The following is a 13,364-nucleotide window of genomic DNA, read 5'->3' as shown; positions in this document are numbered from 1 at the left end:
CAATCATTCAGTCATTCAACATTATGAAATTTAGCGAATATAAAACCCTGGGCTTCACCAACTGGTGCGTTGAAAACCGGACGACGATTTACATCTTCACGTTCATTATCACGCTTGCCGGGTTTATGGTGTACAATAACCTGCCCAAAGAACAATTTCCGGATATCAAGATCCCCCAGATTTATATCAATACGGTATACTTCGGTACGGCGCCTGCAGACATCGAAAATACGATTAACAAGCCCATTGAAAAACAGCTGAAATCGCTGAACGGGGTGAAAAAGATTAAGTCCAATGCATTGCAGGACGTATCGGTGATCCTGGTGGAATTCACACCCGACGTACAGGTGGAGGTAGCATTGCAGCGTGTCAGGGATGCCATTGACAAAGCCAAAACCGACCTGCCGCAAAACCTGGATTCCGGCCCTACTGCCCAGGATGTGAACTTCTCGGAGTTTCCGATCATGAACGTAAACATCGCTGGTAACTATTCCCTGAAACAGCTTAAGCAATACGCGGAAGACCTTCAGGACGGCATTGAAGCCCTGCCTGAAATCACCCGAGTAGACATTCTCGGCGCATTGAACCGCGAGATCCAGATCAATGTCAACCTGGACCGGATGAAGGCGTCGGGACTTACGTTTTTTGATGTACAAACGGCGGTACAAGGCGAAAACATCAACGTGTCAGGCGGTGAACTGAATGTGGAAGGTGTACGCCGTACCTTGCGGGTAAAGGGTGAGTATACCAATGTAGACGATATGGGCAACATTCGCATTCGTACTTCTACGGGTGCTACGGTTCGCCTGGGTGACGTCGCTGAGGTAACCGACAGCTTTGAGGAGCAGCAGGACTTTGCGCGGCTGGCCAACAAATCCGTTATTACGCTGAACGTTATCAAGCGTTCGGGAGAAAACCTGGTAGAAGCAGCAGACAAGATCGAGAATGTAATTGCAGAATATAAGGAAGACCGTTTTCCGCAGGGACTTGATGTAAAAATTACAGCAGATCAATCCATACAGACACGGGCAGACCTGCACGATCTGATCAATACGGTGGTACTCGGCTTTATCTTTGTGGTAATGGTACTGATGTTCTTCATGGGTGTGCGCGACGCGATCTTTGTAGGGCTTTCGGTTCCGCTGTCTGCACTGGTAGCATTTGTGATGATGCCAATCATCGGACCTATGGTTGGTACTGAATTTACCCTGAACACCATTGTACTGTTTGCCTTTTTGCTGGGAATCGGGCTGGTGGTGGACGACGCGATTGTGGTGATCGAAAATACCCACCGGCTCTTCAACATGCACAAGGACTGGACCATCCAGCAGGCGGTAAAGGCAGCCGCCGGGGAAGTGTTTATCCCGGTACTTTCAGGTACGCTTACGACCATTGCACCGTTTTTTCCACTGCTTTTCTGGACCGGGATTGTGGGGGAATTTATGAAGTTCATGCCGCTCACGCTCATTATCACGCTGGGAGCCTCGCTGTTTGTGGCTTATGTCATGAACCCGGTTTTTGCCGTATCGTTTATGGGACGGCATGACGACGAAAAGGAAGCGCACGATACCAGCCTGAAATCCATCCGCCGCCCGCTGATCATTCTGGCAGTAGCCGCATTGCTGGGCTACCTCGTGGATCGTGGACTGGGTAACTTCTTCATTTTCATTCTGCTCCTGTACATTTTCAACCATTATGTATTGACGCCAAGAATCCTTGTGCCTTTTCAGGACAAACTTTTACCCGCATTGAAAAATAATTACCGCAAGCTTATCGACTGGCTGCTGAGAGGCTGGCGGCCGGTAGTAGCGATCGTGGTGATGGTCCTGATGCTGGTTTGCACCTTTGTACTGACAGGGATCGTACAACCCAAGGTATTGTTCTTCCCCAGCGGCGATCCCGACTATGTGTATGTTTATAATAAAATGCCCATCGGTACTGACGCCCGGGTGACAGACTCGGTAACGAAAGTGATTGAAAAGAAGGTTTTTGATGTGCTGGAAAAAGAAAAGGCCATGGATATGGTAAACTCAGTGATTGCTAACGTGGGCAAAAACGCGGGTGATCCGTATAACCCTGACCGTGCTGCAACACCACACAAATCCAAAGTAACTGTTGCCTTTGTATATGGTACCGAAAGAGGCGGGCGCTCGTCCGAAGACATTCTGAGGAAAATACGTGCGGCCGTAGTAGGCATTCCCGGCGCTGAGATTTCCGTTGAACGGGAAGCAGTAGGCCCTCCGACCGGTAAGCCCATCTCCATTGAAATTTCCGGGGACGATTTCACCGTACTGCAGAAGCTTGAAAAAACAGTACTGCAGCGTGTGGCACAGTCAGGTATCGAAGGTATTGATCAGCTCCGGTCCGACCTCGTTACCAACAAGCCTGAGATCGTTATTGATATAGACCGGGAAAAGGCGCAGCGTGAAGGGATCAGCTCGCAGCAAATTGCGTTGGCAGTACGTACGGCCTTGTTTGGTCTGGAAGTTTCCAAGTTCCGCGATGATAAGGACGAGTACCCGATTATGGTCCGGCTGGAAAAGGATGACCGTGAACAAATTGAAAAACTGCTGAGCCTGAATGTGGTGTACCGCGACATGGTGATGGGAGGTGCATTGCGCCAGGTGCCCATCACTTCTGTGGCCAACATTCATTACTCTACGACATTCAGCCAGATCAACCGCCAGGATCAGCAACGTATAGTGACCCTCGGATCGGACGTACTGCCCGGCTATAATGCCAATGAAATCGTGGCGCAAATCCAGACCCTGATCGAGGATATGGAGGTTCCGAATGGTTATACGATTAAAATGGGCGGTGAGCAGGAGGAGCAGAATGAATCTATGGCATTCCTGGGCACCGCTTTCGGTGCGGCTATCCTGCTGATTTACCTGATCCTGGCCACGCAGTTCAACTCGGTTGTCAAACCATTCATTATCTTCTTTACCATCCTGCTTTCGCTGATTGGCGTGTTACTGGGCTTCATTGTTTTCGACAAAGACTTTTCGGTCATCATGTCGGGTGTGGGGATCATTGCGCTGGCGGGGATCGTGGTAAAAAATGGTATTCTCCTCATTGAGTTCATTGAAGAGCTCCGCGGCCGGGGATATCCGATGCGGGAAGCTATTATTGAAGGGGGAGCGATCAGGCTCACGCCGGTACTTCTGACGGCTTCGGCTGCGGTACTGGGACTGGTACCCCTGGCGCTTGGTATTACGGTGGACTTTGTAGGTCTGTTCCGCAACCTCGAACCAGACCTGGTTGTAGGAGGACCGAGCTCTGTTTTCTGGAACATTCTGGCCTGGACCATCATTTTCGGGCTAACATTCTCGACTTTGCTGACATTGATTATAGTACCCTGCATGTACTATGTCAACGAGCGAGTACGTGACAAATGGTTCAGAAAGAGCGCTCCGGAGGTTGTAAACCCCAATTGGCAGAGTGAAACGATATAAAATTTTTCGCCCGTCCCCGGTTATTTTATCCTGGGACGGGCTTTTTTTTGAAAACATTTATAGATTTGCAACCCAAATGAGGAACGGGATGTAGCGCAGTCCGGTAGCGCACTAGCATGGGGTGCTAGGGGTCGCAAGTTCGAATCTTGTCATCCCGACATTGAAAATCAGCCACTTATGACCGAGAGTTGTAAGTGGCTTTTTCATTAGGTCGAACATAGGTCGAACATTTTTTCTCAGGTTCATCGAGTTTTTCTTGTTGTCGTCGTACTTATCGCGCCTAATTTAAGACTTCGACTTCCATAAAAGGCATCAAAATCTTTGATCGACTAGCTCGACCAGTGTTCGATTATACGGTCGTTAAAGTGTAATTTCAAGCTTGACCAGAAACGTGCCTGTATATCATTTGGACAAAGATTTGGGTTCAGTTAGCGCGGAGCAGTACACATTAATCTGTACTTTCCTATTGACTTCAGGCGTCCACAAGCAAACGCACGTATGCTTGTGGACAAGCCTAGTTAATTCAGCAAGTTCACAATCATCGCAGCGCCAGACTTATTGATTACCTGTTCTTCCAATACCATAATTTTAGTTTCACTCTTTAATAATCGTTTGCGTGTTACATACACAGCATTGACCTAAGAAACCCGTTTTGGCTTAACAAAGTTAATCGGCGCTTACTTGTAACCTTATTGTACTAAGCACAAGTAAGGGATTCTCATGAGACTCTTTTATGAGAAACCGACTGCTCCCATGATCAAAAACTATCTCAAAATTGCCTGGCGTAATCTGATTGGCAATAAGTCCTATTCTGCCATTAACATTGGTGGGCTTGCAATGGGTATGACAATAGCCATGCTAATAGGTCTATGGATTTATGATGAGCTTTCTTTCAATAAATACCACACCCACTACAAGCATATTGCTCGCATCATGCAGCAGCAGACCTTAGATGGTCAGTTAAATACGGGAGATAACGTCCCAGCCCCACTTTTTGAATCGCTGCAAACCGACTTTGGCAAAGACTTTGACCGTGTGGTAATTACTTCATGGCTACAACAATATACACTTACCTACAAAACGTCGAGCTTTACAAGGCCAGGCAACTTCATGTCTTTTGGTGCCGCCGAAATGCTCTCCTTACAATTGCTTAGTGGAAGCGCATTGGGCTTAAAAGATCCAGCCACAGTCCTGCTATCCGAATCCGTAGCCAAAGCAATCTTTAGGAATGCTGATCCTGTGGACAAAATGATCAAAATCAATGATGATCTTGATGTTAAAGTAGTTGGCGTTTACAAAGACATTCCTTACAACTCTGAATTTCACGAGCTCGGTTTTATCGCCCCGTTCGATTTGTATACCGCATCTACGGATTGGGTAAAAGAAGCCGTTAAAAACAGAGATTGGGAAAGCAGTTCATTTCAGATTTTTGTACAGCTTTCCAAGAACAGGGATTCGGACATGCTTTCCACAAAGATCAGGGACCTGAAACTGCGCAAAGTGGATGAAGCAGGACGGAAATTCAAGCCCCAAATTATATTGGTGCCTATGAGTCGCTGGCATCTATATTCTGAATGGCTCAACGGACAAAACACAACCGGTAGGATTGATTATGTCTGGTTATTTGGGACTATTGGCATATTTGTACTGCTATTGGCTTGTATCAATTTCATGAACCTGAGTACTGCGCGGTCGCAGAAACGGGCCCGGGAAGTAGGAATAAGAAAAGCCATAGGCTCGGTGCGGATGCAGCTGGTAAGCCAGTTTTTTAGTGAGTCGTTCCTGGTTGTCTTCCCGGCATTTCTAATCTCGCTGGTCCTGACATGGCTTCTACTGCCCACATTCAATGAGATTGCTGAAAAGAAAATGAGCTTTCCCTGGCTGAGCCCTGTTTTCTGGGGTTGGGGGCTGCTATTTACCCTGCTGACCGGCTTTATTGCAGGCAGTTATCCAGCATTTTATTTGTCCTCTTTCCAGCCGATTAAAGCATTGAAAGGTAGATGGGTTTCTTCAGGCCTGCGTGCGGCACTTCCACGAAAAGTGCTGCTGGTCATACAGTTCACGGTCTCCATTACACTTATCATCGGCACTGTCGTTGTTTACAAGCAGATCCTGCACGCCAAAGATCGGGCCACCGGATATAACAGGCAAGGCTTAGTCACCATGCTGGTCACTAACGAAGGTGTTCATACGCACTTTGACGCTGTGTTGGATGATCTGTTGAAAATGGGCACTGTAACATCGATGGCAGAATCGGCAGCTCCGCTCACAGAAGTATTTTCTGCCAATGTAGGTTTCAATTGGAAAGCCAAAGACCCAGGATTGCAATCTGAGTTTGCAACCATTGGGATATCCCATGATTTTGGCAAAACAGTCGGATGGGATTTTGTAGCTGGCCGGGATTTTAACAAGGCTTTTGCCACGGATTCTGCTGGGTTTGTAATCAACAAGGCGGCCGCCCAATTCATGGGTTTAGGGAAAAAGGACTTAAATGATGCTATCGGTGAAACTGTAACCTGGGATGGACGGTCATTTAAGATCATCGGAGTGATTGAAGATATGGTGATGGAATCGCCTTATGAGCCAGTTCGAAAATCCATTTTCTTCATCCACCCGAAGGGAGGGCGGTTCATAACAGTGCGGCTTAACCCTTCAACGCGTACCAGCCAAGCCTTAGGACAATTGGAAACTGTTTTCAAAAAGCATAGTCCTGATTCACCCTTCAATTATAAGTTTGTTGATCAGGACTATGCAGCCAAGTTTGCCTCAGAGGAAAAGATCAGTAGCTTGGCGGCAGTATTTACGGGCTTGGCGATCTTCATTAGTTGTCTTGGACTTTTTGGAATGGCATCTTTTATGGCAGAACAACGAACGAAAGAGGTCGGTATCAGAAAAGTGCTAGGAGCATCCGTCATCAGCATATGGCGGCTGCTATGCGCTGATTTTGTGGTTCTGATAATACTGTCTTGTCTATTGGCAACACCCGCCGCATGGTTGATAATGGATCGCTGGTTGGAAAAATATAGTTACCATACACAAGTTTCCTGGTGGATATTTGCGCTTACAAGCATAGGAACGCTTGCAATCGCCCTTACCACTGTCAGCTTCCAGGCTATTAAGGCAGCACTGCTAAATCCAGTGAAAAGCTTGCGTAGTGAATAGACTGATGATCTGAATGGCGCTTGAAAGCTCATGTATGTTTGACAACCTGCTTGCAGGAGGTAGCATTCAAGATCTTACGTGCTTTCATCTATATAGAAAATAGGGTCTTACTCACCTAGACCTAGTAGGAGCGGCCTTTAATTGATGATGCTAGATGGGTGGTACGATCTGGCTAATCACCAACTAATCCAGCAAATGCCGCACGGCTGCCAACCGTAATTTAACAGTAGGGGAAGAAACCGAGTGGCAAAGCATTTCAACCCAGGCGGCCACATGCAGCGGCATCACGTGGTCAATGGAGCTAACGCCAAGCTGTTCGCAGTACATTATAAAATCAGCGGCTGCCCGACCATAATACCTGCGGGTATTTGGGTTCCGGATCGTGGCCGCAAAGAATTCCAGGAAGCGCTTCTTTGCCCGGTCGCCAGCACTGGCCACCAAAGCCGGCACAGGTAAGGAAGAAATTTTAACAGTCAGCTCGTTCATAATAATTACTCACTTTTAACATGTGATAAAGGACGTTATCATATGTACTAAATCGAAGTTAATGAGGCCGCCTTTTTCAAAATTACTTACGCTAGTGTATTACCGCATACTCTGCTGGCGCTGCGCTGCTACCTCAGTCGGGGCATATTCGTTTGCCCAACTTTCAAGGGTCGCCAGGGCCGGGCCTAGTGTCTTGCCGCGTTCAGACAGGGCGTAGTAGACTTCGGGAGGAAAAGTATTTCTTTCCTCGCGCACAATTAACTGGTTAATTTCCAGATCCCGTAGCTGATCTAGCAGCACTTTTTTTGTCACTTTTGGTATGACGCGCCATAATTCTGTGAAGCGCATCTGTTCGTTATGGAAGAGATAAAATAAAATAATTGGTTTCCATTTACCAGATAACATGCCTAGCGCGACATTGAGGCCACAATGTCTGAATTGTTTCATATCCATAGTTACCAAAAGGGGAACAGGTTACAAAAAAGTTAATTTCAAAAAGATACGGCAAATAAAGTCAAACTTTGAAGGGTCAAAGTTAAATCATATCCAATGAAACTGCAGCTTTTAAGAAATGCCTCCCTGGTCCTTGATGTTCATGGCAAAATCTTTCTAATCGACCCGATGCTGGCCCAAAAAGAGGCTTATGATCCCATTCCAAACTCTGCCAACCCTGTCCGCAATCCGATCGTGGACTTGCCTGTCTCCGAATTAGAGCTCCAGGATCTTATCAGCCGGACTGACGCCGTACTACTAACGCATTTGCATAACGATCATTGGGATGAAAGGGCTCGTGAGCTTCTACCGAAAGATATCACGCTATATACTCCGCCGGAGTATGCCAACATAGTCCGCGAGCAAGGCTTTACCAGCGTAGTTGCTATTGATGACCAAGTAACAATCGACGAGTTACAGATAAAGCGCACGGATGGCCATCACGGGACAGGAGAAATCGAAAAAATGCTCGGGTCAGTGTCTGGTTATGTAATAGCTCATGAGGCCTACCGGCTTTACATTGCAGGCGACACCATCTGGTGCGACGAAGTTGGCGCTGCAATTGCCGACAATAATCCGACCCACATTGTATTGAACGGGGGTGGTGCCCGTTTCACTACCGGAACACCTATCATTATGGATATCTCCGATATTTTGACCGTGTGTCGTCATGCGCCAGCCGCAAATGTATATATCGTACACCTGGAAAGCTTGAACCATGTTCCAGAGTCTCGAAGTGATGTGCGCGCAGCACTCGTTTCCAATAGATTTTCAGGCCGCGCCTGGGCGCCCAACGACGGCGAAAAACTGTTCTAATTGCCTTGCATATGGGCAAGTTTTGATTATTAACACAATGCTACATGAGCTAAATGGTCTGACCTTTAATGAAAATCAACGTATACTGCTCATGTATAGGTTTAAGTAAGGGCGGTACCGGTTAAATTACCTGAACGTTAACATTTGCGCGTTGGATAGAGGCAACCAAAAGCATCCCACATATATTGCTATTTTGCGAGTTCAATATAGCTGCTATGAAGAAGAACGAATTACTAACAAATCCGCTGTTTTAAAAGCTGGTAAAAGCAATCGGTCAACGCTTTTCAGGACAGGTCAGGGGCAGCAAGGTTCACAAATACAGTCGTTCTTCTGTACTCTGGCGAGCATACGCACAGCTCTTGAAAATATCTTATCATTTTTTGCTGAGTATGATCGGCTCAACCTTATAGCCATCCTTGCGCAGTAGGGAAATTACACCTGTCCGGTAATATAGGTGGCCTAAACCAACAGCTATTAGAGTTGGTCGAGTAGAGATCATGGAGGTAATTTTGCTTATCCAATTTTTATTTCGCTCTTCGACGGGTACAAAATCGAAATCAGATAATAGCTCCATTTTATCTGCGTGCTGATCCAACTTGTAATCAAGATCAAAGGCCTTATAGCGGGAAATGATATCTTCTATACCGTCCTGATGGTAAATATTCCAATCAGACTTATCACTTCCTTCAATATAGCGTAGTGACCGCGCAAGGTATTCTCTTGCATGTTCAATGGCAACGGAGTCAAATTCCGAAGGAGCAACGCGATCCAGACGACCTCCTTTCCTGCCTAGTTTCTGATAATACTTAAAGAGGTCTAAATCCATAAAATTGGTGATTCCATTCGGACCTTTTGTCTCAGAAATCAGAGTGGTAATAATTGCACCTCTCATTTCAGCAACAGTCATATTTTCAGCGTCTTGATTCCCTTTTATCCCTTCACCGACACGAGCTATGAAAAAAGAATCGAGCGTCGCATATTGTTCTTCGTCCAGTAGTGGTATGGCTTTTAACTGATCTTTGCGCGGAATGGAAAATGCTGGTGTCGAATCTGTTGTGAATGCTTCTGTTAAGATAAATTCGGTTTCATCAATGGCCTTTTGTATTTCAGGATATGTATACAGCCAATCGGCATCAGCCAAATGAAATGTCCCCAACAAGTAGGATGGCTGTTTGGATTCTTTGCCGGTGATTTTCCACAATATGGTCGACGGCCCTGAAAGACGGCTCCCTTTCTTGTCTTTGAGCGTGTATCTAGATGGATTAAATAGTAAAAGTGTCAATATGAAGAACAGGGCAATTTTCATAGGCTAAGTCAACACATGTTTTGTTTATAAGCTTCAGGTCGGTGCATTCTAACATTATACGATCTTATCCTTAAAATAATCCGGTGGTTTTTCTGTACTCATTCAGCGTCGGTATGTGGCACCATAGACCTTTCTACTGAGGCTCGAGGTCTTTACGTTAAGATTTCAGCGAGCGCCTTCTTCATTTGCAGGTCGTGCCTTGGGCTGGGTCGTCTAGTTAATGCATAGGAAACTACTGCTGCGGCATTCTCCGTTCTTCACCTGCTGCTGTCGGATAAAGATGCGATCGTCCTGAAACCAAGTACCTTTTTATGCTAATCTCTGTGTTATCCTGCTCGGATCCGGATTCGATGCTATCCCATACATTCTCCGGATCAACTGTGATCAGTTCCCCTTTTGCTTTATCGGATCTGGCCTCTTTAACCCTCTTTTCAAAAGAACGGCTGTAAGGGCTTTTTTTACGTTTTCCCGAGTCATTCATCATTTAAAGCTTAGGCATGTACTATCTTTGAAAAGTAATTTCAATTGTAAGATCGCCTGTTATTACCTTTTTATAGGGTTCATACTTGATAAATAAAGAGTCCCCTGAAAGGCCTGATATGAGCATGAGAGGTGGATTTGTGATCGGGAGCAGAAATGTAGCTTGAGGCTTGGAAAAAACTGTATCTGAGGCAATTTTTACTAATGCCGTATCAGATAAAGTTTCGACAAAAGATACTCTGGCAGTAGTTGCCAGTTTCTCATTGTAAACCGCTATTAAAGTATCCCTGTTAAGGTTTATAACCTTGACTTGCTCCGTAAAGATGGGCTCGGCTTCTCTGTAATCTTCGCATGATAAGAGTCCGGTAACAAAGCAGCCTAATACAGCTAATGCCCATTTTTGTGAATGGCTGTGTTTAGTGATAAATGATTTCATTTTAAAATGATAAGGGATCGACAAGAGTTTCTGTTTGTAACTGATAGACTAAAAACGGGTATTCAGTCAGCAAAATTTCATCCTCTTTGAAATTATAAAGCTCCCTTGTCATTGCACAAAAGCAAGAACTTCGCCAGCCGCGTAATATTCCTCCCGAGGAAACCGATTACTTATAGCTAAGAACAATTCGAATGTTAGCGCCTGACATCATCCCAGGCAGTGTGACTGGTTGGGGTTGGATTTGAATAGATAGGTCGTCGGAAACATCAAAGCCTTTAAGATGAGCGGCGACATTGGCCTCAATGATACTTAGCAAATAGATCATGCCTGAGATTAGAACTGAAACATTTCTGTATCTTCGCCACACATCCTTTTGCCTCGCCACCTGATCTCTCGTGTATAATTTCACCACACTCTTGGTATTGAAAAGATTCCGCACCACAACAGGCATGCGCGTATCGGCTGTTACCCCCTGGCTTAGGCTTCCATTACCAAGATTGTAGAACCCTAAGTACGCTTTCAAAAAGTCCTGATATTTGATTGAATTCAAATGGATAGCAACCAAACTTCCGCCCAACGATCCGTAGACGATCGGAATCTTCCAGAAATCTCTATTGTAAACCTGACCTAAGCCTGGAATAACCGCCAACTTGGCAGCGGTCCGGGGACTTGGCGATCTAACATGCTTAATCCTTTCGCCACTGGTGGAATCAGCTCTTGATATTTCTTTGGAGTAAAACGCAGCAGCTGATTTGATAGGTGTAAAAAGCACTGTAAAGCTTATGGCAGTTAAATACAAGAATTTTAAAGTGTTGTTCATGGCTCGATTTTTGGCGCAAGCAACCACACAGACCTTTTCAAACCAACATAAAAAATGTTAAACCATACAATCAACGCATTTGAGTGTGTGGCTTATTACCACGGTGCTTTGTAGAAAAACTGATAGGCGCATAAGTCTGGTTGACACGACAAGGGTACAGGTAAACTTATGCAGTGACGCTTAATGGTTCACTGAACTACTCCCGTTTCACTGGACAGCAAACGGATGAAATTAATTTTAATTATGATGCTTTCGTATTGGTCCCGAAAAACAGTTCATTGGGAATGTACCCAGTCCCAGTGTGTTTACGTCGGCGGTTGTAAATATGCCTTTCCATTGATAAAATCCATAAAGTAACGCTGCTTGCTGATTTCATACCTAACCGGACGTTTAATCACATTGAAACCTCGCAACCATATCGGGCGAGAAGCGTATGAGAGGGATCGCCATATCGAATAACCCACCAAGGTTGAACATATTTGCAGCGCCCTCTCGAAAGCAAATTACAAAAGTCCGCTCTCCTTGTACTTTCCCAGGAATTTCAACCAACGGGCCATCACCCCCTTGCTCTATGTTTTCTCATTTAACATAAAATCCGTTTAGTAAAACCGCTATGGCGTTTTCTGGGTTTTGTCCTGGTTAATTGTTCCGTAAGCAAGTGCAGCGGGTTGTATTTTCCTCTATAAGGTTGAGAGGAAAACAGCCTCGTATAGCCATAAAACAGTCTGTTGAGCACTAAACCAAAATTATCGCAACTGTCTTGGCGTGTTATCATTTCTTCATTAAACACTTGTTAGATCAAACCGTAGTTATCTATCGAGCCCATCTTTGTATCCTAACTTTAAAAGCTTTTCTTTAATCTCCTTGTCAATTTTTGTCTTTGCCGTGTAAAATGCAAGAATGTCTAGTGACTTTGGCAAATGCTGTTTAATTAATTCTTCAAATTTTATATCTGTCTTGTAAATTCTCAACTGCTTAAGTCGGATTAATTTTTCGAGTCCTGTTAATGATTTAAAAGTCTTGCAGTTGATTAACTTAAAGTCTGTCAAGGTAGAAATTTCTGTATCAAATTGAAGTTCATTCAATTGTATTTGATCTTCAATTCGAAGAGTTTTTAATTTTTTAAATTTGGAAATATTCTTAAAGCTATTAAATGCTCTTACTCGAATAATTTCGAGATTCTCAATTTCATTTTCTTCAATTTCATCTAAATTCTCACGCCCGCCTAAAACAAAATTTAGTGATTTTAATCTTCTAAGTTTGTTTACAAAGTCTAAGTTAATTCTTGAAATAGAATTTAAACCTAAATATTCTATTTCTGACAGTTTTCCAACAACATCAATGTTTTTAGTATGTCCGGAAATGATTAAATAATTTAAGTGTTTATAGTTTTCCAAATATTGAAGATTCAGGGCCTTTGTTCTTGTATCAGAGATAATTAACTTTTCTAAATTTTTAAGATTGTTTGCTTGAAAAATTTCTGTCTCTTTAAGCTCAAATACGCCTAAGCTTAATCGTCTTAAATTTTTCAATTCAGTCAATACTTCTAAGTTATCGGCTTTCGATAGGCAGTCAAGCCAAAGAGATTTTATGTTTGGTAATTTTAAAAGTGTCTTGCAATTAAAAGACCATTGATAATGCCCATAAAAACGAACACTGAAATTCCCGTCATAATTTAGACAAAGTTCATTTAATTCGGCAAGTATTTTGTCGGTATATAATTCGTCAGAGAATTGAACAATAACAAATTTTCCATCTTTTAAATTTTTGTCGATTAAAAGTCTGTCAATATGCTCTGGATTATTTATTCTATTCTGTGGTTTCATACAAGATACCTAATATAGATATTTTCGAAGTACTTAAATTGCATTATCATCGGGCATTATGCGGCCTAATATAGCAACCCGAAAT

Annotated in this window: 9 protein-coding genes and 1 tRNA gene; 4 read left to right on the top strand and 6 right to left on the bottom strand. The window is 44.1% G+C overall.

Annotated features, from left to right (window positions below; all coding sequences use genetic code 11):
• Positions 1–23 precede the first annotated feature (23 nt).
• The 3 genes from HWI92_RS20900 to HWI92_RS20890 all read left to right on the top strand — a co-directional run bounded on the left by HWI92_RS20900 (position 24) and on the right by HWI92_RS20890 (position 6,617).
• On the top strand, positions 24–3,455 hold the full coding sequence (locus HWI92_RS20900; RefSeq protein WP_204658898.1) for an efflux RND transporter permease subunit: 3,432 nt from the start codon (positions 24–26) through the stop codon (positions 3,453–3,455).
• A gap of 84 nt (positions 3,456–3,539) precedes the next feature.
• Positions 3,540–3,613, top strand: a tRNA-Pro gene (locus tag HWI92_RS20895).
• A gap of 595 nt (positions 3,614–4,208) precedes the next feature.
• On the top strand, positions 4,209–6,617 hold the full coding sequence (locus tag HWI92_RS20890) for an ABC transporter permease (RefSeq protein WP_204658896.1): 2,409 nt from the start codon (positions 4,209–4,211) through the stop codon (positions 6,615–6,617).
• 183 nt (positions 6,618–6,800) lie between these two features.
• On the opposite strand, the gene HWI92_RS20885 is transcribed toward HWI92_RS20890, so the two are convergent.
• Together HWI92_RS20885 and HWI92_RS20880 are read right to left on the bottom strand one after the other, a co-directional pair.
• A complete protein-coding gene (locus tag HWI92_RS20885) occupies positions 6,801–7,103 on the bottom strand; it encodes a site-specific integrase (protein WP_204658894.1) in 303 nt (100 codons plus the stop codon).
• Positions 7,104–7,202: 99 nt separating this feature from the next.
• Positions 7,203–7,550: a winged helix-turn-helix transcriptional regulator gene (locus HWI92_RS20880; protein WP_204658892.1), complete on the bottom strand. Its 348-nt coding sequence runs from the start codon at positions 7,548–7,550 to the stop codon at positions 7,203–7,205.
• Between the two features lie 102 nt (positions 7,551–7,652).
• On the opposite strand from HWI92_RS20880, the gene HWI92_RS20875 reads away from it, so the two are divergent.
• Positions 7,653–8,411, top strand: coding sequence for an MBL fold metallo-hydrolase (locus tag HWI92_RS20875; protein ID WP_204658890.1), 759 nt, complete (start codon positions 7,653–7,655; stop codon positions 8,409–8,411).
• A 373-nt stretch (positions 8,412–8,784) separates the two neighbouring features.
• Here HWI92_RS20875 and HWI92_RS20870 read toward each other — a convergent pair whose 3' ends face one another.
• The 4 genes from HWI92_RS20870 to HWI92_RS20855 form a co-directional block, all read right to left on the bottom strand.
• Complete coding sequence (locus tag HWI92_RS20870; protein ID WP_204658888.1) at positions 8,785–9,717, bottom strand: TraB/GumN family protein; 933 nt, start codon at positions 9,715–9,717, stop codon at positions 8,785–8,787.
• Between the two features lie 502 nt (positions 9,718–10,219).
• A complete protein-coding gene (locus HWI92_RS20865; protein WP_204658886.1) occupies positions 10,220–10,633 on the bottom strand; it encodes a hypothetical protein in 414 nt (137 codons plus the stop codon).
• Between the two features lie 166 nt (positions 10,634–10,799).
• Entirely contained in the window at positions 10,800–11,453 is a 654-nt protein-coding gene (locus HWI92_RS20860; RefSeq protein ID WP_204658884.1) for a DUF5683 domain-containing protein, read from the bottom strand.
• 809 nt (positions 11,454–12,262) lie between these two features.
• Positions 12,263–13,279, bottom strand: a complete 1,017-nt coding sequence (locus HWI92_RS20855) for a hypothetical protein (protein ID WP_204658882.1) — start codon at positions 13,277–13,279, stop codon at positions 12,263–12,265.
• Positions 13,280–13,364: the final 85 nt, after the last annotated feature.

It is taken from the genome of Dyadobacter sandarakinus (assembly GCF_016894445.1).
GTDB classification, from domain to species: Bacteria; Bacteroidota; Bacteroidia; order Cytophagales; family Spirosomataceae; genus Dyadobacter; species Dyadobacter sandarakinus.
This window is presented reverse-complemented; position numbering and strand designations above follow the sequence as displayed.